The organism is Hyphomicrobium sp. 1Nfss2.1 (assembly GCF_965243865.1).
Lineage (GTDB): Bacteria > Pseudomonadota > Alphaproteobacteria > Rhizobiales > Hyphomicrobiaceae > Hyphomicrobium_A.
This window is the reverse complement of sequence record NZ_OZ251603.1, coordinates 3,466,640-3,487,923: the sequence shown is the minus strand read 5'-3', so window position 1 is coordinate 3,487,923 and position 21,284 is coordinate 3,466,640. Positions and strand designations below refer to the sequence as shown.

At 59.9% G+C, this 21,284-nt stretch carries 17 protein-coding genes and 1 tRNA gene; 6 read left to right on the top strand and 12 right to left on the bottom strand.

Going from position 1 to position 21,284, the window contains the following annotated elements:
• Positions 1-14: 14 nt before the first annotated feature.
• Both ACP15D_RS16995 and ACP15D_RS16990 read right to left on the bottom strand, forming a co-directional pair.
• Positions 15-794, bottom strand: coding sequence for an ABC transporter permease (locus ACP15D_RS16995; protein ID WP_424959261.1), 780 nt, complete (start codon positions 792-794; stop codon positions 15-17).
• Positions 795-870: 76 nt separating this feature from the next.
• Entirely contained in the window at positions 871-1,998 is a 1,128-nt protein-coding gene (locus tag ACP15D_RS16990) for a DegT/DnrJ/EryC1/StrS family aminotransferase (RefSeq protein ID WP_424958609.1), read from the bottom strand.
• Between the two features lie 256 nt (positions 1,999-2,254).
• On the opposite strand from ACP15D_RS16990, the gene ACP15D_RS16985 reads away from it, so the two are divergent.
• Positions 2,255-2,944 carry a hypothetical protein gene (locus tag ACP15D_RS16985; RefSeq protein WP_424958608.1) on the top strand — a complete coding sequence of 230 codons (690 nt, stop codon included), beginning with the start codon at positions 2,255-2,257 and terminating at the stop codon, positions 2,942-2,944.
• Between the two features lie 21 nt (positions 2,945-2,965).
• On the opposite strand, the gene ACP15D_RS16980 is transcribed toward ACP15D_RS16985, so the two are convergent.
• The 9 genes from ACP15D_RS16980 to ACP15D_RS16940 all read right to left on the bottom strand — a co-directional run bounded on the left by ACP15D_RS16980 (position 2,966) and on the right by ACP15D_RS16940 (position 15,254).
• Positions 2,966-5,791: a hypothetical protein gene (locus ACP15D_RS16980; protein WP_424958607.1), complete on the bottom strand. Its 2,826-nt coding sequence runs from the start codon at positions 5,789-5,791 to the stop codon at positions 2,966-2,968.
• Positions 5,792-6,027: 236 nt separating this feature from the next.
• On the bottom strand, positions 6,028-7,164 hold the full coding sequence (wecB, locus tag ACP15D_RS16975) for a non-hydrolyzing UDP-N-acetylglucosamine 2-epimerase (protein ID WP_424958606.1): 1,137 nt from the start codon (positions 7,162-7,164) through the stop codon (positions 6,028-6,030).
• 8 nt (positions 7,165-7,172) lie between these two features.
• Complete coding sequence (gene wbjC, locus ACP15D_RS16970; protein WP_424958605.1) at positions 7,173-8,303, bottom strand: UDP-2-acetamido-2,6-beta-L-arabino-hexul-4-ose reductase; 1,131 nt, start codon at positions 8,301-8,303, stop codon at positions 7,173-7,175.
• Entirely contained in the window at positions 8,303-9,355 is a 1,053-nt protein-coding gene (locus tag ACP15D_RS16965) for a polysaccharide biosynthesis protein (RefSeq protein WP_424959260.1), read from the bottom strand. Before ACP15D_RS16965 ends, wbjC begins: the two co-directional genes overlap by 1 nt.
• A gap of 380 nt (positions 9,356-9,735) precedes the next feature.
• The gene (locus tag ACP15D_RS16960; RefSeq protein ID WP_424958604.1) at positions 9,736-10,896 is read right to left on the bottom strand and encodes a glycosyltransferase; all 1,161 of its coding nucleotides are present in this window, start codon (positions 10,894-10,896) and stop codon (positions 9,736-9,738) included.
• A 25-nt stretch (positions 10,897-10,921) separates the two neighbouring features.
• Positions 10,922-12,007 (bottom strand): GDP-mannose 4,6-dehydratase, encoded by a 1,086-nt coding sequence (gene gmd, locus ACP15D_RS16955; protein WP_424958603.1) that lies wholly within the window; start codon positions 12,005-12,007, stop codon positions 10,922-10,924.
• A 216-nt stretch (positions 12,008-12,223) separates the two neighbouring features.
• Positions 12,224-13,651: a mannose-1-phosphate guanylyltransferase/mannose-6-phosphate isomerase gene (locus ACP15D_RS16950; RefSeq protein ID WP_424958602.1), complete on the bottom strand. Its 1,428-nt coding sequence runs from the start codon at positions 13,649-13,651 to the stop codon at positions 12,224-12,226.
• 450 nt (positions 13,652-14,101) lie between these two features.
• Positions 14,102-14,332, bottom strand: coding sequence for an FmdB family zinc ribbon protein (locus ACP15D_RS16945; RefSeq protein WP_424958601.1), 231 nt, complete (start codon positions 14,330-14,332; stop codon positions 14,102-14,104).
• 46 nt (positions 14,333-14,378) lie between these two features.
• Positions 14,379-15,254, bottom strand: coding sequence for a tRNA nucleotidyltransferase (locus ACP15D_RS16940; RefSeq protein ID WP_424958600.1), 876 nt, complete (start codon positions 15,252-15,254; stop codon positions 14,379-14,381).
• A gap of 457 nt (positions 15,255-15,711) precedes the next feature.
• Here ACP15D_RS16940 and ACP15D_RS16935 point away from each other — a divergent pair, with 457 nt between their 5' ends.
• From ACP15D_RS16935 to ACP15D_RS16915, 5 genes are all read left to right on the top strand, one after another.
• Positions 15,712-16,284 (top strand): hypothetical protein, encoded by a 573-nt coding sequence (locus ACP15D_RS16935; protein WP_424958599.1) that lies wholly within the window; start codon positions 15,712-15,714, stop codon positions 16,282-16,284.
• Positions 16,285-16,638: 354 nt separating this feature from the next.
• Positions 16,639-16,715, top strand: a tRNA-Pro gene (locus ACP15D_RS16930).
• A gap of 332 nt (positions 16,716-17,047) precedes the next feature.
• The gene (locus ACP15D_RS16925; protein WP_424958598.1) at positions 17,048-18,070 is read left to right on the top strand and encodes a glycosyltransferase family 9 protein; all 1,023 of its coding nucleotides are present in this window, start codon (positions 17,048-17,050) and stop codon (positions 18,068-18,070) included.
• Positions 18,071-18,159: 89 nt separating this feature from the next.
• Positions 18,160-18,921 (top strand): TylF/MycF/NovP-related O-methyltransferase, encoded by a 762-nt coding sequence (locus tag ACP15D_RS16920; protein ID WP_424958597.1) that lies wholly within the window; start codon positions 18,160-18,162, stop codon positions 18,919-18,921.
• Between the two features lie 551 nt (positions 18,922-19,472).
• Entirely contained in the window at positions 19,473-20,375 is a 903-nt protein-coding gene (locus ACP15D_RS16915; RefSeq protein ID WP_424958596.1) for an MBL fold metallo-hydrolase, read from the top strand.
• Here the strand turns inward: ACP15D_RS16915 and ACP15D_RS16910 are convergent.
• Entirely contained in the window at positions 20,323-21,189 is an 867-nt protein-coding gene (locus ACP15D_RS16910; RefSeq protein ID WP_424958595.1) for a DUF1499 domain-containing protein, read from the bottom strand. The two genes, ACP15D_RS16915 and ACP15D_RS16910, sit on opposite strands and share 53 nt — an antisense overlap.
• Between the last annotated feature and the right edge of the window lie 95 nt (positions 21,190-21,284).

Here is a 21,284-nt window from a genome sequence, read left to right as displayed (position 1 = left end):
ATCATCATCAGCCGTCAGAGATAGAACATGACGCGGCGCTCCATGCGTCGACCGAGCACGATTGCCAGTGTTGCAAGGCCAGCGATTGTTGCGAGGCACACGCCATAGTTGGCAAGGCTGGGCCATTCGCCACGCAGGAAAGGAGCGCGCGTGAGTTCGAGCAGGTGATAAATCGGGTTGTAATCGACAAGCCCGTCCAGGCCCGCGGAGCGGAATAGCTTAACGTCGAAGTAGACGGGCGATATGAACCAAAGCGTCTGCATGGCGAGACCAAGAGCGTACGGCACATCCCGAAAGCGCACGGAGACGTATGCGAGTGCGGTCGCCAGCGGCCATGCCGTGAACAGCAAAACCGGCAAAGCGAGAAACCACGCGAGCCACGCCCAGCTTAAGGTCCCAGGCTTTAGAACGAGAACGACGATCACGAGCGCCAAGCTCGCGACCACGGTGACTACGAGGTTCGCGAGAACTGTCCGCAGCGTATATATCGCGAGTGGATGCCGGCACTGCTTGATGTAGGGCTCGTTTTGCACAAAGGCGAGCGAGCCGCCCGAAACGGTCGACGCGAAGAATTCCCAGAAGATGATCCCCGAGAGCACGTACGGCGCGTAGTCGAGGAAGCTCGCATTCAACAATCTGCTGAATACGATGGAGATCAATATCGTGATGCCCAACGGCTGCAGAATGGACCAGAGGATGCCGAGATATGACCGGCGCCATCGCGAGCGGAGGTCGGACAAGGCCAGATGCCACCAGAAATACCGCGCAGCGAAGATGTCGCGCGCGTATGCCAGCGCCGCAGAACCCGGGTGCGGGTCCGCCACAGGGCGGCGTTGATCGCAGAGCGCAGCTTCCACGCTGACCTCTTGATTATGCGAACCGGACACGCGCTGCCTGGCCAGCCGTGTACTGGCCGATTGCGCTGATCAGCCGGTTGCAGACCTCGTCGACGTCGTCGTCAGACAGCAACGGATGGCTGGGCAGACTGATGCCACGTCGCGATATCTCCTCCGATTTAGGCAACGCGTATCGGGTCTCGTACATCGGCATGTGATGCGCGCAGTAGAAGGTCGGCCTGCTCTCGATCCCACACTCACCGAGGTGGGCCATGACGGCATCTCGGTCGAGATGATCTGGCAGGAGCACGGTGAAAAGCCATTCGCCGCTTTCGACCGCGGCAGGTCGCGCCTGAAACTGCACGTCATGCTGCTGCAGTCTTTCACGGTAGCGCGCGGCGATGGCGCGCTTGCGCTGCAGTAGGCCTGGCAGGCGCTCCATCTGCGCAAGGCCGATTGCAGCGGCGATGTTGGTCATTCGATAGTTGAAGCCGAGCTCCACATGCCAATAGCGGCGCGCCGAGTGCTGACCTTGGTTGCGAAGAAGCCTCAGACGGTCTGCAAGGGCTGCGTCGTTCGTCACGACCATGCCACCCTCGCCGGTGGTGATCGTCTTATTGCCGTAGAAGCTGAAGGTGCCGCATGCGCCCCAAGTGCCCGCGTGCCGGCCGGACCACGAGCAACCCAGTGCTTCGGAGGCATCTTCAATGAGGAGGAGACCGCGCTCGTCTGCCAGCGCGCGAAGCTCTGCGAGATCGCATACGCCGCCGTAGAGATGCACGGCCATGATCGCGCGGGTCCGCGGCGTGATCAGACGCTCTACGTCGGCGCGTCCGATGACCCAAGTGTCCTTGTTGCAGTCGGCGAAGACTGGCGTCGCGCCCCGCAGAGCGATCATGTTCACCGATGCGATGTAGGTGAAGGTGGGGACGATGATCTCGTCGCCGGGACCGAGGTCCAATGCTGAAAGCGCAAGGTGCAGCGCCACCGTGCCGTTGCAGACGGCAACCGCGTGAGCACTTCCGACGAAATCCGCGAATGCGCGCTCGAACTTGCCGATGTATTCGCCATTCGACGAAATCCACGTCGAGGTCAGGCAGTCTACGACGTAAGGCAATTCATTGCCCGACAGGTCCGGCTCATAAAGACTGACTTTGCGCATGCATGCGCTTCCCCGCCAACCGAGAACACCCTTAGATGGGTGCAAAACCGTACACCGCGGGCGTTCGGCGCACCCACAACCCCACGTTGAGAGCGCATCGGTTTTGGTCGAGAACCGTTCTTTTCCGCAGTTGAGTGATGCCGTTGGTCATCAGAGGGGAGAGGATGGCACGGAAGGTTGTCACCGACGCACCAGCGCATGCATCATTCGGCGTCGACCGGGGTTGAGTCTGCCAGTAACCAACGGGGAGCTAGCTGTGCTGTTTGAATTGCACATTCCCAAGACAGGCGGCACGTCGCTTTTTTCGGTCCTGTCCGCGGCAGTCGCTCCAGGTCTCTCCCATGTCGCAATGTCCGAGCAGGAGTTGCGTGAACGGACGACCGGCTATGCCTTGCTCGGGGGTCATTTTACTTGGGATGCACTCGACATCTTCCCCGAGCCTCCCCGCGTACTGACGGTATTGCGGGACCCAGTCGAACTCGCGCTGTCCGCGTATGGGTATTGGCGGGCCCAGGCGGATAAGGGAATTTTCGGACCCGCGGCTCAGGCAGCCGCCGACGACGCCTTAGCTCGTTCAATTGACGAACTTCTGCTCGACCCTCAATCACGCATGCGGAGTAATTTGGGAACGATGATGTTCTACCTCGCGGGCAAACACGAGGCTGCTGCCGGTCGCGGCCTCGAAGCGGCCTTGAGGCATTTGGAATCTTGTTCGTGGGTCGGCACTACATCAACGTTAGATCGCGATATTCAAGTGCTTCCGGCAATGTTTGGCTTCCAACCTATTTCAGAAGCGCCCCATCTCCTGGCCACTCCCGATCGACCACAAAGAGCCGATATGAGCAGCGAGGCACTTAGCGCACTCGACCGGCTCACGGAAAGCGACCGCGTTCTCTATGACCGCGCCTGCGCAATCGCAGAGGAGCAGCAGCGACGGTACTCTTGACGAAGTAACTGTTCGCCAGGGCTAGCTTGGCATTGTTCGATCGGATGAGCTTGCGACGCGGAGTACTCGACCGGCAAACGGATCGTTCAGGTCTGCCCCCCGACACTCGGGCCCCTTTGTCGCTGGCCCACGTGTCTCCCATCGGTCCCCGATCCAATCCGCGGGGGCAAGGCCTGCGCGATGGCGAGCCCATGCCTGCGTAACAAATCCCGCGAACTCCCCAACGCTCGCTGCACTTTCAATGAAACGTGCCGCCTTCTGCTTCAGCTCACAACTCAACTCGTTTCTCCATGTCAGATCGTTGGCAAGCCTGCGCGCGATTTGCAGATACTCCTCTTCGCTTTTAGCGGTGAGACCCGACACACCGATATATTCGTAGATGCTCGCGGTCCATCTTCCGAAGGGGATTGCCGCCGGTAGCGTGACGATAGGAACGCCCACCATCGCAGCATCGAAGCTCGAGGACATGCCGCACAGCGGAAACGAGTCCAGACAGCAATCAGCGGACAAAAGCAGGCTGTGCGCATCCTCCTGACCGAGAGTAGGCAAGAAGATCACCCTATCGAATAGCTCTCCAAGGGCGTGCTGCAACCTAATCTTCAGTGTCTTGGCGGGCGGATATTCGCCTCGCAGGAAAACGATCGTCGCGTTGGAGTCATTCTCTAGAAGGCGACGGAACATGCCGTCCATTTCGGGACGAATCTTGGGCGGCGTGTTCGCGCACAGGTAAACGCGGTCACTAGGCCCACGCGCCAAAAGTCGTCTTCTCACATCAATTTTTTCTTCATCGGACAGCTCGCCGACTTTGTGACGCTCGATGTAGTACGGCGGATGCCGCAGCAGTGCCACCTTGGTTTTGTAGAATTCCTCTGGCGCGGTCGGTTCGGCCGGCCTCCACGAGACATAAAAGTCTGCATTGGTGAACCCATCAGTCCAATTCGGCTCGAGCAGCACCATCTGCAGGTGTGCAAGCCTTGCCATCATTGGAAAGAACACCGCCGCAACAGACGGGCCGGATACTATGATATCGAGCTTCTCGGCAGCTATGGTATCGATCGCCTCATAGACGTCTTGGTCGGAGTATTCGACCACACGCCCAGCTCTTGAAATCCAATTTTTCGCCGCCCTGCTTTCACCGCTCTTTCCGGGGTGCAGAAATACCGTCTCGAAAATCGCTGGGTCGAAGCCACTCAAGAGCCCCGACATCATTGGCATGGCTGCGTGCACGACGAAGCCAATCCGCACACGCCGACCCGATCGGGTTTGGGGATCTCTGTCGCCAATGTGTTCCGCCGTAAAGTTAAGTCTCGGCCACGTCTTTACGGCGGCGCGCTCAAATGCCTCCATAGCTTGGCCGTACGTCTGCGGCACGCCGCTGCAAAATAGAAACTGCCACGGCGTCCAGTTATTGGACATATCTTTGATCGGCTCGTTCAACTCTACCGGCCGAAGCACAACCGAACGACAAGCTTCGATAAACTCGCGGTTCCGGCGCTCGGATCGACCGCTCTCTGCCGCAATCATTGGAGGTGTGAGCCGCAGGAGCATTTCGATCACGCGCTGATCAATTCGCGTCCCGCCCATCTGTTCCACTTGGGTGGAAAGCATCTCCGCTAGCGGTGCGGCGAACTCCTCTTCCAGGTCGAGGTATCTCGTAAAGAACGCTAGCAGCCTGGCCTTAGCGCTCGGAGGAGGAGCCGTCCGTAGCACCGAAAGCACATCACTCTTGAGGCCGGAAAATATAGCGGGGGGACATTGTCCCTGAATGTCCCTGTAATTGATAACAAAGGTTTCGGGCGCCTGGTTCGACACGGCCGCCCTGTAGAAATCCGCGACGGAATGAATGTCATGTCCGTCCTCAGGGCTCAGCGAGTTCATGAACTTCAAATAACGACGATATTCGTGGCCGCTTGCACTTATCTGCAGGTAAAGCCTCCGGAGTTCGGCCGCGGACGAATTTTCTGTTAGCCCATCCTCTAGAATGGTGAGACATAGGCCTAGGTCTGGAAGCCGCAGCGCAGAGGATGCTGCAAAGTATGCGTCCTGCGAAGTCCGGCGTGGCCTATCCACGACGATCTGGAATACCTCTCGTGCCACGTCAGCGAACCCTTTGAGGTCCATCTGATGCGCGATGTTCCACAACACACCACTATCGTAACCTCCATCGCATTGATCTCGACACAACTTACGTCTGATGATCGATGTGTGGCCCTGTTTGAGGTAGTATTCGATAAGTTTGAACTGCTGTGAGAAGTCAGAGACCCTGTCGAACAGCGCTTCGATAGCCTCCGGATAGCCTGCTTCGCCTTCGACGAAAGCCGCGAGCTTCTCAACCTGTCCGGAAGCGAAGCAGATGCGCAAGAAATGCTCCCGCAGGTAGGCGACGTGCGGATATTTGGCCAGCTCGGCTTCGAGGCGGGCGGCCGCTTTTTCCGGCGCTTGCAGCCGCTCGAGCGACAGCGCGGCATAGAGCGCATCATCGGCATTTTTCGCTGCGCGCGACGAGAGCTTATCGTAGATGCGGTCGGCGTCGCTCTTGCGCCTCAGCTTCAAGAGGATGTCCGACAGTCTCCAATTCTCCGCCGTGCTGTCACACGCGCGGATGATTTCGTCGATCCTGGCGTTAGCGAAGTCCCAGTGGCCGGCGCGCAGCAAGTAGACCACCAGACTGACGTGCGTGCTCCAGTCTAGCGGCTGTGCGATCAACCGCTCGCACGCCACTTTGCCGGCAGGCGGGTCTATGCTTCTGAGTGCCCTATCGAGTTGCTGACGCTCGATGGCAATGCGCAGAAAATTCTCCGTGAGATCCGGCATCGAGGGATAGCGGCGATGACCTGCCTCCAGCACGTTGAGCGCCAGAGCGACATCCTTCAGGCGGTAGGCCGCCAGCCCCACGAACAGGAACTCGTAGGGCGTTCTTGGCTTGCGGCTGCGGAGCTGCCGGTAGATGTCATGGGCGGTCTTTGCGTCGTTGGCCAGCAGCGCGGCATCTGCGGTGACCCACATTTGATCGGCAGATTCCGGACGCAACCGAGAGAGCGTCAGGGAAGCAAGACTTTGAAGGGAGATGCCCATCTTCGATATCAGTACGCTTTCCAAACGACCCGGTTGACATAGTCAGTATAGCTGTGGATCAGCCGCACGACTTTCTCTGATACGTTGTCCACAGTGTAGTCTCTGACCTGATGGAGCCTTCGCTCGGAACCGCGCGGCTGCGTAGACAGCAGCGACAACCCTTGCCTAATTCTCTCAATGTTGAGGCCGACCATCATGACGGCCGCCTCCTCCATGCCTTCAGGACGCTCGTGCGCTTCACGTAAATTCAGCGCCGGAAAGTTGAGGATCGACGCCTCCTCAGTGATGGTTCCACTGTCGGACAACACCGCTTTCGCTGACATCTGCAGCTTGACGTAAGCCAGGAACCCGAGCGGCTTCAGGAGACGAACACCTGGGCGGAATGTGATCGCGCGCGAGGCAAACTGCTTGCGGGTGTGGGGATGCGTCGAGACGATCACTGGCAGCTGATGATCGTCAGCCAGCGCGTTGATCGCATCGGCCATCTTGGAGATGGCGCGATCGGAGCTGATGTTCTCTTCGCGGTGCGCGCTGACGACGAAATATTGCTCCGCCGTCAAACCCAGATCTTCCAAAATCGTGCAGGCTTCGATGCGCGGCAGGCAGTGATGCAGAACCTCGTGCATCGGGCTGCCGGTCTTTATGATCTGATCTGGGGGCAATCCTTCCCGTAGCAGGTATTCGCGGGCGATGTCGCTGTAGGTAAGATTGATATCTGCAGTGTGATCGACGATCCGCCGGTTGATCTCCTCGGGAACGCGCTGATCGAAGCAGCGATTACCCGCCTCCATGTGGAAAATCGGCACTTTGCGCCGCTTAGCCGCGATCACCGCGAGAGCGCTGTTGGTGTCGCCCAGCACCAGCATCGCTTCAGGCTTCACCTCGTCGAGCACGCGGTCAACGTTGATCAGCAGGTTGCCAATTGTATGAGCCGGGCTGGTGCTGCCTTCGGCGCTCGCGAGGAAATAGTCGGGCTTGCGCAACTCGAGGTCTTCGAAAAATATCTCATTGAGTTCGTAATCGTAGTTCTGGCCCGTGTGGACCAGGATGTGGTCGCAGTGCTTTTCAAGCGCGGCTATGACGCGAGAGAGGCGGATAATCTCCGGCCGCGTCCCGACGACGGTCATAACTCGAAGCTTCTTCATTCCGCCCACTAGGTTGCGTGTGAATAGGTGTCGGGCCGCTGTGGGTCGAAAACTTCATTAGCCCAGAGCATGACGATGAGTTCATCGGTGCCGATGTTGGTGATGTCATGTGCCCAACCGGGGACGATTTCGACGATCTGGGATTGCTCGCCGCTGGTCACGACTTCACGCTCGCGACCATCCAGAATGTGCCGAAGCCGGAACCGCGCACGACCTTTCAGAACGAGGAATTTCTCGGCTTTGGTATGATGGTAGTGGCCACCGCGCGTCACACCCGGCACCGCCGTGAAGTAGGAAAACTGGCCATTCTCCGGCGTCTTCAGAACTTCGACGAACTTGCCGCGCGCGTCAGCATACTCCTTGAGCGGGTACGCAAAATCTTCTTCGGGCAGATAGCTGAGATACGTCGCGTTAAGGCCCCTCAGGAAGCCCGTGCCGACTTGTGGCGCTGTCAACGTGGTTCTGCTTTCTCGGAACTCGCGAATGTGATCAGCAAGGCGCCCTACGGTGGTTTGGTACTGAGGGCCGATCAACTCGAACGCGTTCGCATCTACGGCAGCTGGACTTCCGTCCAGAAGCTGAATAAAGCGCTCCACCACGTCGTCGATGTAGACGAGGGTCAGCGGTGCGTTCGGATCGCGGATGTCGATTGGTAGTCCGCGAGCAATGTTCCAGCAGAACGTCGCAACGACAGAGTTGTAGTTCGGCCGACACCACTTACCGAACACGTTTGGCAGGCGGAATATGTGGACCGGAATCGCATGCTCTTCAGACGCGGCCAACAGAACCTGCTCCGCGGCGCGCTTGCTCTGCGCATAGGGGCTATCATTCCGTTCGGCCTGTATCGACGATGCGAAGAGGATGGGTATTTTTCTGCCCGTTGCTCTCGACTCTCGGGCGACAGCATCGCACAGCAGCTCGGTCAGCGCATGATTTGACACCATGAAGTCCGAGGGATCCGAAGGCCTGTTAGCCCCGGCAAGATGCACAACGAAATCGATGCCGAGCAAGCGCTCCGGCAATACCTGGATCGCATCTTCGGACGTAAAGGAGACCACCTCGATGTCGGCGCGCTCTGTCAGACGCCGGCACAGGTTTCGGCCAATGAAGCCGTTCGCGCCGGTGACGAGGACCTTCATCAAGCAAATTCTCTAGCCGCGGGCGCCTCAGCAAGAGCGCTTCTGATTATCCTGAGCTTGAGAAGCAATTCTTGCATCCCACGGATGTCGAGTCTTGTCGTATTGAATGAACTGTAGTCTTCGTCGTGTAGCGCCTCAGTGAGCTTCGCCTCACCCGACTCGACGAACTTCGAGTAGTTGAGATCACGCGCGTCTGACCGTACCCGGAAGTAGCGCGGAAGCTCCTCAGCTCGAGCCCGCTCTTCTTTGCTCAGCAGGCACTCGTGCAGCTTCTCTCCGTGGCGAGAACCCATGACGCGAACAGGATGTGAAGGCTTACCAATAAGCTCGAGCATTGCCCGGGTCAGTGTCCCCATCGTAGCGGCCGGCGACTTCTGGACGAATATGTCGCCGTTTCGGCCATGCGAAAACGCATAGAGAACCAAGTCGACGGCATCCTCGAGCGTCATCATGAACCTGGTCATTGCCGGGTCGGTGACCGTAATCTGGCTGCCGTTGAGAGCCTGCTCCAGGAACAGCGGAATGACCGATCCGCGTGAAGCCATCACGTTGCCGTAGCGCGTGCCGCAGATTACAGTTCCGGAGCCCTCAAGATTGCGGCTCGCCGCAACCATCACCTTTTCCATCATGGCCTTGCTAATGCCCATGGCATTGATGGGGTAGACGGCCTTGTCCGTACTCAGGCAAACGATACGTTCGACGCCAGCTGAGATGGCGCTGTTGAGCATGTTCTCGGTGCCGATTACGTTGGTGTGCACCGCTTCCATAGGATGAAATTCGCAGGATGGTACTTGCTTCAGTGCAGCGGCGTGGAACACGAAGTTGACGCCGCGCATCGCCGCGACGAGGCTTCTCTCGTTGCGCACGTCGCCGATGTAGAATTTGAGCTTCGGACTTTGATACTGCTTACGCATATCATCTTGCTTCTTCTCGTCACGGCTGAAGATGCGTATCTCGCGAATGTCCGTCGAGAGGAGCGAGCGCAGGATCGCGTTGCCAAAAGAACCCGTCCCACCGGTGATCAGTAGCGTCTTGTCATTGAAAGTTTTCATCAGCCGCTGCACCATCCCGAATTGAGCTCGCAACCAGCGCCGCGACGTCGCCCGGCTGCTATAGGCACCAACCGGACGCATCGACCCACATGACGGCTCGCGGCCGGCCATGCTGTCAGTCGAGACCGCTAGCAATGAGATAGAAGCCCCCGGCTACCTTCAGAGGCTACTCTGAAAGGTGCGTGCCGAAAACGGTGGGGCGCTAGGATGATGTGGGCAATTGGCGCTTCGGATCCGCTAATCGAATCCTACAGAGGACGAAGTGCTGAGCATTCACGATTGACCAGCTAGCAACCGCGCGCAGCATGACCAGTGAACAGAGTGTCGGCGTTCGCGTCGGTTGTATCAGGGCGTGCCGGCACTGCTGTTGATCAGCCTCGTCAGCCTGTCGGTGAACCATGAGTGGGCGCGTCAGAGCACAGATCAACGCTCTTCCGACGGAGCAGCAGGTCTTGATATAGACGCAGATACTCCCGACACATTCTTTCGCCGGTAAAGAGTGCCTCGTACCTGAGCCTGGCACGGCGCCCCGCCTCAACCGCCCAGGACGGATCAGACCAGATGCGTTCCATGGCAGAGCGCAAGGCGGCAGGGTTGCGGGGCGGCACAACGATGCCGGTCTCTCCATCGATGTTGACGTAGCTGGTCCCCGTTCCAATCTCGCTGGAGATGAGTGGCTTCGCGAACATCGCGCCTTCCAGCAGGGTAACCCCAAACGCTTCGGATCTGAGGTCTGAGGGGAACACGACTGCGCGACACAGAGTGAGAAGCGATGCTTTGTCCGCATCAGAGACATGGCCTACCAGGTGAACGTTATCGACGTTGAGACGCTTTGCCTGGGCGCGAAGCTCACGCTCCGTAGGTCCGGCGCCCGCGATCACAACTGGGACGCGAGTTCCCTGCGCCGCATCGATGAGCGTCCGGAGCCCCTTGTAGTAGCGCAGTGCGCCGACGAACAAAAAGAAGTGCTCGCCAAAGCGGTCTCTCCATCCCCTCAAATTATCGGGCTCGATGGACGTCGAAGCCGTGTCTGTAATGCCCAACGGTATAACTTCGACCTTGGAAAGATGACGTTGAAGCGTCACGCTGGTCGCCCGATAGTTGGGCGATGTAGCTACGATGGCGTCGACCGAATTCAAAAAAGCATGCCTCAGGGGAGCGTAAACACGCGCAGCACGTCGTTGCCGGACAACGTCGGAGTGGTAGGTCGCAACAGACGGCTTGTTCACTCCAGTGGCAAAGTGAACGACATCCATGTACGGCCAAGGAAAGTGATAGTTGATTACGTCTGCTTTCCTCGCCAGCTTTTTGAACTCGATGGCGGCGCTGAAAGATACGGGCGTCGAGGCCGCTTCAAACAGTGTCGGGCAACAGTGAACGGTATAACCGTCCAGAGAGCGCTTCTCTGCAACGTCTGCGAGCGCGATCACATCGACCTGGTGCCCTCGCGCTACCGATCCCTTCGCGAGCTCATGGATGACCTTCTCGACGCCCCCAACCGAGTAGGGGAAAGCCGTCTTGTAGAAGTGCAAGATGTTCACTCGCCTGCCCCCCGGTGAAGAAGCATCAATCTTTGGGAGTGAAGTGGGAGTATCCGTGACGGCGAATAACGGCCTCTTTTTCCGCGAGCTCTAAGTCCGACAGCATCATCTCGGAGACAAGATCTTCAAAGGAGATTTTCGGCTCCCATCCCAGCTCTCGTCGCGCTTTCGACGCGTCACCCAGCAGTGTCTCCACCTCGGCGGGCCTGAAATAGCGAGGGTCTACTTCGACGATGCAGCGGCCGCTACTGCGATCATAACCCTTCTCCTCCGCACCGGAGCCACGCCACTCGACGGATATCCCGAGCACCGACGCAGCGGCGTTGATGAAATCTCGAACCGAGTGCTGCCTCCCAGTCGCGATGACGTAATCGGTCGGCTCGCTTTGCTGCAGCATCAGCCACTGCATTTCTACGTAGTCGCGCGCGTGCCCCCAGTCCCGAAGAGCGTCGAGATTCCCGATATAGAGGCACTCCTGAACGCCGAGTTTGATACGTGCGAGCGCTCTTGTGATTTTTCGCGTGACGAACGTTTCGCCGCGCACCGGTGACTCATGGTTGAAGAGGATGCCGTTGCACGCGAATATCCCATAGCTCTCGCGGTAGTTCACCGTGATCCAATGCGCGTAGAGCTTGGCGACGCCGTAGGGAGATCGCGGATAGAAGGGCGTCCCCTCGTTTTGCGGCACTTCCTGCACGAGGCCGAAGAGTTCGGATGTCGAGGCCTGGTAGACTTTCGTCTTCTTCGTCAACCCAAGGATTCTAATGCCTTCGAGAAGGCGAAGCGGACCGAGCGCATCGGTATTCGCGGTGTACTCGGGTTCTTCAAAGGAGACTTGGACCTGACTTTGGGCTGCGAGATTGTATACCTCGTCGGGTTTCACCAACTGCAGGATGCGAAGCAAGCTGGATGAATCCGTCATGTCACCATGATGGAGCGTCATGTTCGGACCGCTCACGTGCGGATCATGGTAGAGATGATCAATCCTGGCAGTATTGAAGAGCGACGTGCGTCGCTTAATTCCATGAACCTCGTAGCCTTTGCCCAGCAAAAGTTCAGCGAGGTAAGAGCCGTCTTGTCCAGTGATGCCGGTAATTAGAGCGACCTTCATTGCAGGTTCCTCGCGACGGCGTGGTGAGTGACTTCGTTGCATCCGAGGACGAGCAACCGCTGTTCAGACCAGCAGCTCGTCCGCCAGCCGGCCTGATCGCAAACTCTGGAATGCGAATACCCGCTCGCAATCGTGCGAACGGCCAAGTGGATTGGGGCGCTTGTTGCGCGCCGTTACTTCACCACCTCATTTTTTCCGACGTCTGCGCTAAGCAGATCATCGCGTCTCGTTTGTAGCGCGATGATAGATGTCGTCGCCCCGAATTATGTCGTCCTCCCCAAGATAGCTGCCAATCTGCACCTCGATGATATCGAGGGGCACCTTGCCGGGGTTCTCGAGGCGATGCCACTGCGTCGCCTTGATGTATACGCTTTCGTTCTCCTGAACGAACTCCGTCGCATCTCCGCGCGTCACTTTCGCAGTACCGCGGACCACGACCCAGTGCTCGGAGCGGTGGTGATGCATTTGCATCGACAGGCGTCCGCCCGGCTTGACGTGCAGAAGCTTGACCTGAAAGCGCGCCCCTGCGCTGAGCGTTTCGAAGAAACCCCAAGGGCGATAGCTGCGGATGTGCTGCTCGTGCTCCTTGCGTCCCGATTCCTTCAGGCGCGACACGATGTGTGAGACGTCCTGAGCGCGTGATTGATCGGCGACGAGAAGGGCGTCCGGCGTATCGACGATGACGAGCCCCTTTACGCCGATGGTGGCCACCAGCGAACGCTCGGAGTGGATGAGACAGTCCTCGGTGTCGACGAGGATGGCATCCCCGTCCACGGCGTTGTTTTGTGCGTCGCGGGGCGCGTGCTCCCACAGCGATGCCCACGAGCCGACATCGCTCCAGCCGATGTCGATTGGCAGCACGACTGCCCGGGTCGTCTTCTCCATGACTGCGTAGTCGATCGAGATCCCGGGACAGCGGGCGAAGTTTGCCTGATCCAGCCGAAGGAACTCTAGATCCGGTGTCGCAGCATCGAGTGCGGCTCCTGCCGCGTCGAGAATTTGGGGAGATAGTCTTTCCAGCTCATCGACGAAGGTGCGTGCGTGCAGCACGAAGATTCCGCTGTTCCAGTAATAGCTGCCTTGCTCGAGGTAGCCCTCGGCCACGTCGCGGCTCGGCTTTTCAAAGAAGGCATCGACGGCGAACGATGTAGCAGCGTCGCTGAGCTGAGCGCCGCGCCTGATATAGCCGTAGCCGGTGTGCGGAGTTGTCGGAACGATGCCGAACAACACCAACCGCCCGCTCGCGGCGATGTCTGCCGCGCTCCTGAGTACCGATGCGAACGATTGCACGTCCCGCACGGCATGGTCCGAGGGCATAACCGCGATCACAGCATCGTGAGATTTCTTCAAGGCGGCCAACGCCGCGACCGCTACCGCCGGCGCTGTGTTACGCGCCACAGGCTCGAGAATGATCGCCTCCGCATCCATGGCTGCGGCCGACAGCTCCTCGCGCACGAGGAAGCGATGCTCATCGTTGCAGATGACTATGGGGGACGCAAAGTCGCCGCCGGCGACGCGGCGCAAAGTGGAGCCCAGCAGCGAGCCATTCTTGAAGAAGCGGATGAATTGCTTCGGGTACTTCGACCGCGACAGCGGCCAGAGTCTGGTGCCGGATCCCCCGGATAAAATCACCGGAACAATCATTTGCGTCTCTTATGCATGTGTCTTCAGGGATCGGCGTCGCGCCGTGAACCACCCCTGAAGCAATATTTTCCGCGCCCCCCGAGCCGTGCAGCCGGCACGTCCCGTTCGATCTTCTATCACACTCTAGATGGTTTCGGCCGGGCCAGGCGTCAGCGCCACGCGAATGCGGAAAAGCTGTGCGTGGACAATCATAGCGCAAGGCAAGCCGCGGGGCTTGCTGCCGACGCGGCGATTGCTGATCGCGACGGAGCGCTGAGCGGGAGGGAGGCAGCTGATTAGAGTTTTACGGCTGAAGGCGCAGGGGGCCTAAAGTACTTGCGATTTATAACGGCGAGACAGACCGGCATTTCTGCCGGACGGCGCGCGGCCTGATTCCTTCGCTACGGCGGATGCTGCTCGCTGGAGGCTGCGAGCGTCCCGCTACCGACTGAACCCAAGCAATGGGGTATGTCAGCGGCGGCCGCGTTCGGAGCGGCTGAAGTTGCTCAAGTGGCCCTCGCGTCCGGCGCGGGCGCGCATGTTCTTGGCGAAGGCCTTGCTTTTACCCTCGGGAGCGACGCGCGAGATCAACTGGTCAAGCTTGTCGCTGCCGCAAGTGGGACATAGCGGAACCTCGCTGGATGAGACGAGCAGCTCGAATTCCTTCTCGCATTTGGTGCATTGGTAGCTGTAGAGCGGCATAGCGCATCCCCAATCCTCTGGCCTCGCATTTGCGAAGGGGTGCGCGCTATTGTGCCTCGTTCGACCACCGCTGCGATCGAAACGCCTGCGCGATAGCGATGGCCCGCGCCGCCTGGATTTCGTCAGCCGCGCCGCCTTGCGCCCCGTCACCCAGTTCGACACACACCTTCAACGCTGTGTCGAGAAGGGCAGCCTTAGGATAGACCCCATCGCGGCTACCACCATAGGCGCGGTAGTCGCACGAGGTGACCTGCATCAGCCAATTGAAGCGCTGAGGGTTGCTGAATGCCTCAACGCGGTCGAGCAGCGAGGCTACCGGGCCGGCACGGACGGCCGAGATGCGATGGATGCGGTCGCATTCAGCCAGAGTCAGCAGGGCCAGGTCGCGACAGGAGTCGGGAACATTGAAGCGCCTCGCCATCGCCTCGACGCGGGGTTTACCGCGCTCGACGTGGCGATAGTGAACGGGGAGATGCTCGGGCGGGGAATCGGACTTGCCGACGTTCATGGTCAGCAGGGCGAAGCGCACCTCGAAGGGGGCACTGCAGGCCGCCGCCTCGTCGAGCGCCTTCAGAGTGTGGTTGCCGACGTCGACCTCGGACTGGCCCTCGGCGATCTGAGGCACGCCAAAAAGGGCCGCCACCTCCGGGAGAACAGCCAGCAGCGCGCCACTCGCCTGCAGCGCACGCATCATGGCAGAGGGCCGGGCAGCCATGAGGCCCCGGTACAGTTCAGGCCAGATCTCGCTCGGGGGCACCTTATCCAGATCGCCCGGCTGCAACGCGTCGGTGCCGAGCCCGATGTCTTCGGGATCCAGCACCCCCTGCTCCCGCTCGGCCAGGAGAGCCGCAAAACGAAGCACCTCTAGCCCCGGCTGCGCCGGTAGGAGCGATTGGGGAAGCGTGTTGGGCTTACTGGCCATAGATCAAGGATCGTCACGTGCCGGGGAAAAAGCAATAGCCTTGTTGCTGTGGCGGTTTAGCGGGCAGGAGCGGTTGGCTGACGGGAGCTTCCGCAGCCGAGACACCGGCCTCAACGGCAGCCCTTCCCGTCTGACGCCCCGAGGCGAGCAAGACCCCGGATTTGAAGTCTGAGCGCTCTTCTTTGGCTTCCGCGCTCTGTTCGCTTCACTGCAAGGGGAAGAGGCGGCACTAGCACCTAGCGCTCCAGGTGCAATTGCCTGCCGACCTCGAGGATCGCGCCTGCCCATTGCGGTTTTGTGGGCCAATACAGGCAGCGCTACATCGCTCATCCTTCGACGCGCAGTTCACTTCGTGAACTAGGCACGAAAATAAACCACTGCGCATGTCGGAGCGCGCGGAGTTCTCCCACTTACCGGGGCAAGCTTTCGCGTCACTGACGACCCAAGGAGATCGGTAATGAAGAAAATGACATGGCTCGTCGCGAGCGCGGCGTTCCTTATGACAGGATCCGTCGTTTATGCGCATGGGCATGAGGGCGCTCACGGCATCAAGAGAACCGATGCGGAGCTAATGGCAGTGCTGCGCAAAGCTGCGCCGCCAGCGATCGTAGAGCACGCCACCGTCATGAACGCAGGCCCAGATGGCAAGATGAAAGTCATCCAGGAGGGAACCAACGGCTGGACCTGCATGGACCCGGGCGTCCAGGGCGAAGGCGAGCCGATGTGCGCGGATAAGGCGGCGATGGCCTGGGCTGAGGCCTGGCAGGGGAAGAAGCCACCGACGGCTGCGATCGGCTTCATGTACATGCTCGCCGGCGATAGCGGCGTGAGCAACACGGATCCCTACGACAACCTCAAAGAAACGCCGAGCAACAACTGGATCAAGACCGGGCCTCACGTGATGATCGTGGGCACGGACGCTCTGCCGATGATGAAGGGCTATCCCAGAGCGGCGAAGGCCAATCCCAAGGCTCCCTACGTGATGTGGCCGGACACTCCCTACGAACACCTCATGATTCCCGTCAATTGATCGAATCCGAGCGTGAGATGGCGAGGACGGCCGCTGTCTCACGCTTTTTCAGTCGATCCTCGAAGGGGAAAATGCCCCACGCTTAGTGTTGCAGAGGACTTGGGCGCAGCTGCCAGGCCCTGGGGCTTGCTGGGGATCGGCGCCGGCCGGGAAGAATGCAACAGCCCCGGCGCAAATCCTTCCAAAGACGCGTAAAGAAAGGGCAAGGGTTGCAGCGGCTCCGTGCGGCAACTGGGGGCAACGAGAAATCGGTAGAGCTTGGCTTGCGGGGCGGCCGGGTGGCCGCTATAAAGCGCCCCTCGCCGGCTTCGCAATGAAGCCGGCTTTGTCCTTCTAAAGGACTGATGTGTCGGGCGGAGCGTAGCGCAGCCTGGTAGCGCACTTGCTTCGGGAGCAAGGGGTCGGGAGTTCGAATCTCCCCGCTCCGACCATCACTTTATCGGCTTGTTCCGACTTGGCTGCATCCGGCGTGGCGTCTGCTCCACAGGTCCGGACCAATTCGACGCGCCCCCACGAAAACGCTGGGTAGAAGCTTACCGCGCGAACTGATCGACGTTAATATATGGGGGTTGCCGTCCCGGAGATTGCCTTGACCATTTTGGATTATGTTGTCGGAGGCGTCCGGCGCCTCCCCTATTATTCGACGCGTCCCCTAGAATTAGCGAATACCCTATCCCGGCATTGGCTTCGCTGGCGGGAAGCGGAACGTGGGGAAACTGCGGATTGCGCGTTTCTCCTCAGTGGCGGGCTCGGTGACAAAATCGTGGCTGCACGCTTCGTGCGCGATCTCATCGAGCACTGTGGCCCGCTAACTTTCGATACCTATGGAGCCAAGCCAGGCGCAACCGAATTCGCCTTCGATGGGATCGAGGGGTGTCGCGATTGCTTGCCGCATGAGGACTTCGCTCGGAGCCGCCGCCAATACCTGGCCGTGTTCGACGTCACCGATTTCGTTTGGATGCGGAGCCTCTCACCGCTCTTCGCCGCGGATGCCCGGCAGCGCGAACTGGTCGCGAATTTGCGCACTATCGGCCGAGCGATCGAGGCTTTCACTCACCCCATCAAAAACTTCGCGAACATGGTCAGCAATCATCCGCACTTGGATAACTTGCTGGCCCAGACCTCTGTGGCCAAGGGGTACAAGCGCCACAACTTTTGTCATGCCCTTTCAGGCATTGAGTATGGAGGCCATAGCCTCGATCTTCCACTCAAGGACGATGTATTGCGGCGCTTCGGCTTGGCCGATCGCCCGTACATCACGATCGCTGATGGCTATGATCGAGAGTTCCACAGCCTTGATGAAGGAAATCCACGCTCGACTAAGTCGTACCCGCACTACGATGGCTTGGTGGCCAACCTTAAGCGGCTCATTCCCGATCTGTATGTAGTGCAGGTGGGGAAAGGCGCAGGGCAACTGATTGCCGGCACAGACAAACTGCTTGTCGACAAGACATCCCTGGCGGAATTGACTTCAGTGCTGGCGGCATCACGCTTCCACATCGACAACGAGGGTGGCCTCGTCCATCTGGCGACAACTCTCGGCACGCCCTGCTGCGTTGTGTTTGGCCCCACGAACCTCGCGTACTTCGGGTACGACGAGAATATCAACATTCGCCCAGCCATGTGCGGAAATTGCTACTGGATAACGGACGACTGGATGACGCGCTGCCCGCGCGGAGATGATATTCCTGTCTGCACGCGCGAGACATCGCCGGACACCGTTTGCAAGCTGATCGCTCCGACGATCGAGCGGGCCGTCAGGGCTCCGCAGACGTCAATGGCGTAAGTAGGCCCGGCCGGGACGCCCAATGCGGCAGTCCTTAGCCCGAACGATTTCGGTTGGATCAGCGCAATCTTGAAGAAGGATTGGACAGCGTGGCAACCGTGAACACTCTCCTGAAGCGAAGCGGCGTCGACGTCGACGATCTTGTTAAGCGTCACGTCATTGAGAAATACCCGCGCTCGGAGATCCCCCAGCGCTATGGCGTCAACCTTGCGCGATATCGCGAACGTGGTGGCGCCATCGATCTGCCCGCTGAAGTTGAGTTGTTCATCAGGGATTCTGAGAACAACAAGCAGGACCTGTCGCGCCTATATGCGTTGTGCCTCGCGTTCGATCAGATCGAGCACGAGTCCATAGCTGGCGACTTGGCCGAGCTTGGTGTCTACAAAGGGCACACGGCAGTCGTTCTAGCGCGCTTTGCGCGCCGCACGAAGCGCCATCTGTATCTGCTCGACACGTTTTCCGGGTTTGCCGAAGAGGATCTGGCCGGTCCGGACCAAACTCAGCAGATGCAATTCCAAGACACTGACTTCGACGCCGTCCGGAGCTTTGTTGGCGATGGCCCGGTTTCGTACGTTCGCGGCAAGTTCCCCGATACGGCAGACCAGCTACCCGACGATGGGAGATATGCACTCGTCCATATCGACTGCGATCTCTATGCGCCGATCAAAGCCGGCCTTGAATACTTCTATCCGCGGATGGCACCCGGCGGGTTCCTCATCATCCACGATTACTCGAGCCTCTACTGGCCGGGTGCCGAGCAGGCCATCGACGAGTTCTTTGCCGACAAGCCGGAGTCGGTCATCCCGATGCCTGACATTTCCGGCACGGTGGTGGTGAGGCGCTGCAAGTAGTCTCGGCTAGCGGGCCTGGTCTTTCTCGTTGGACCGATCCGCGTCGCTGCGTCGGCGGCGTGGTCGCAGTGGCTTCAGATCATCGGGACCGGACTTTCCGGTCCCCTTGCCGGCGCTGCCGCCATAGCCCTTGCTCAACCCTTCTGCGCCTTGGCCCTTCTGACCCGGCAACCAACTCTTACGCGTGGGTTGGGGCGGTGGTCGGACCGGGGCTTCACGCTTCGGCATCGCACTCTTCCTGGGGCAGAGCGAACAGATCGGCCCACATCGCAAGGCTCGACATCATCATCCGCGCGTAAAGATGGGGCATCAGCAACATCGACATGGCGGGTCCTCCTTGTTCGTGTGCAGGAGAAAACACCGACGTAGCCCACGCTGTTCCATGCAAAGCGGTCGAGCTGCTCCGGGAGACCCCGGGTAACCATGTGATGGGGAGAGAGCGCCCGGCAATTGGCGCCATTGATATCGACCCCAGCAGTGCCTAAGCATGTCGGCTAGCGAGGCCGCAAAGGGCCGAGGCGTTACGGCTGCCACGCCGATGAACCTTCAATGTGAGCGATAGCCTGAAATTCAACACGGACATGCAGTTCGCGTATGGCACGCCCGATCGGATGGCTGACGGGGTGTTGCGCCTGGTTGCGCCCAATGCGGGGCCGCTGACGTTCAAGGGCACGAACACCTACCTCGTCGGGAACCGCAGCGTCGCGGTGATCGATCCGGGACCAGACAACGCGGCACATCGCGGAGCCATTCTCGCTGCCGCCGCCGGTCGCCCCATCACACACATCATCTCGACGCATGCCCATCGCGACCACACTGACGGCATCGCTGCACTGAAGGCTGCCGCAGGCGCGAGCACATACGCCTATCGCCGATCGGAAGTGACGCACGGAGGCGGCGGCGATCCAGAGGCGGAGTTCGTCGGACACGAGTTCATCGCGGATGTGCACGTCGCGCATGGCGACTTGATCGTGGGCGAGGATTGGAAGCTCGAGGCGCTGCATACGCCGGGGCACGCGCCCGATCACCTATGCCTGGTGCTCGACAGCGACGGCATCGTTTTCTCGGGTGATCACGTGATGGCCTGGAATACGTCGGTGGTGGCGCCGCCCGAGGGTCGCATGTCGGACTACATGCGCTCGCTGGAATTGCTGCTGAAGCAGGACGCCGCGCAATTTCTGCCGGGGCACGGCGGCGCGGTTATTGAGCCGCGACGCATCGTGAAGGCATATCTGCTGCATCGCAAGTGGCGCGAGCAGGCAATCCTCGATGCGGTGCGCAGCGGCACCAACACAGTGCGCACTCTATTGCCGGTGATCTATCGCGATCTGGACAAGGCCGTCGCCGGGGCGGCGATGATGTCGCTGCGCGCGCATATCGATCACCTCGCCGAGCGCGGGCTTATCTCCTGCGCCGATTCTTCGAACGCCGACTGCGAGGCCGTTCCTCTTTAGCTTCCTTAGATTCGTCGGCGCGTTCGGCCCTGGCGGCGGGAACGGTCGATTCCATCACCGTGACGATCTCTTTGAGGATCTCGCGTACGCGCTCGGCATTGCGCCCGAGATCGTGCCCGCCGTAGCGCGAAGCCGAGCGGACATCCAACCTTGCGTGCTGCTCGTTGCCGGAAACGCGGATGGCGACGTCATCCTGCAGACCGAGGATGAGGGTGCGATCGGCGATCTCGATGATGCCAGGCCGCCCAGCGTCAAGATCGGGCACCTCCTGATGCACGACGTCCATCTTGAGGCGCTTCACGGCCTCGCCAGCGAGGCCGAAGACTTCATCGGCCGGGCGGTCGATCTCGATGGGTTTGATGTCCGGGTAAGCGGCGAGCTGCTTGCGCGCAAACTTGGTGCCCGGGTAGGCGACAGCGTTGGAGCCGGGTTGGCGCAGCTTGGCGATCTCTTCGAACGGCGGCGGATTGACGGTGTCGGTGGTCACGTCGTTGATGTTCGGAAGCCCCTCGTATTGGGGCAGGAACACGAGCGGCCAGAGCATCAGCGCCAGACTGACGAGCACAGCGAAAACGATCCGGGCCGTTCCCGGCCGGCCGGTCCGCCAGATGCCGACGGTTGCTGCGATGGACATGAGCAGCGATACGCCAGCGCCCAGGAACGCCACTGCGGCCAGGTTCTCGGCAATCGGCGTCGGAAGGCCGAAAATGCGGTGCAGAAACGCGGCGGTGGCCAGCAGCACCGCTGAAAACACGGCGATGCGGCTCGTCCAGCGAGCAAAGAACGACGGTCCTAGCGGTGGCGGGGGCCTCATGCTCGGCGTGGCCTTGCGTTGCTCTGCCGGGAAAAATCGGTGTCCATTACGGGTGCTCGACTCGGACAGTGCCCCCGAATAGCACCCCTCGCCGC

What these genes read in the sequence shown, in the direction of transcription:
- ACP15D_RS16990 (WP_424958609.1), bottom strand. Translation starts at nt 1,998, where the DNA reads ATGCGCAAAGTCAGTCTTTATGAGCCGGACCTGTCGGGCAATGAATTG.
- ACP15D_RS16950 (WP_424958602.1), bottom strand. Translation starts at nt 13,651, where the DNA reads ATGATTGTTCCGGTGATTTTATCCGGGGGATCCGGCACCAGACTCTGG.
- ACP15D_RS16945 (WP_424958601.1), bottom strand. Translation starts at nt 14,332, where the DNA reads ATGCCGCTCTACAGCTACCAATGCACCAAATGCGAGAAGGAATTCGAG.
- wecB (WP_424958606.1), bottom strand. Translation starts at nt 7,164, where the DNA reads ATGAAGAAGCTTCGAGTTATGACCGTCGTCGGGACGCGGCCGGAGATT.
- ACP15D_RS16910 (WP_424958595.1), bottom strand. Translation starts at nt 21,189, where the DNA reads ATGAGGCCCCCGCCACCGCTAGGACCGTCGTTCTTTGCTCGCTGGACG.
- ACP15D_RS16935 (WP_424958599.1), top strand. Translation starts at nt 15,712, where the DNA reads ATGAAGAAAATGACATGGCTCGTCGCGAGCGCGGCGTTCCTTATGACA.
- gmd (WP_424958603.1), bottom strand. Translation starts at nt 12,007, where the DNA reads ATGAAGGTCGCTCTAATTACCGGCATCACTGGACAAGACGGCTCTTAC.
- wbjC (WP_424958605.1), bottom strand. Translation starts at nt 8,303, where the DNA reads ATGAAGGTCCTCGTCACCGGCGCGAACGGCTTCATTGGCCGAAACCTG.
- ACP15D_RS16940 (WP_424958600.1), bottom strand. Translation starts at nt 15,254, where the DNA reads ATGGCCAGTAAGCCCAACACGCTTCCCCAATCGCTCCTACCGGCGCAG.
- ACP15D_RS16965 (WP_424959260.1), bottom strand. Translation starts at nt 9,355, where the DNA reads ATGAAAACTTTCAATGACAAGACGCTACTGATCACCGGTGGGACGGGT.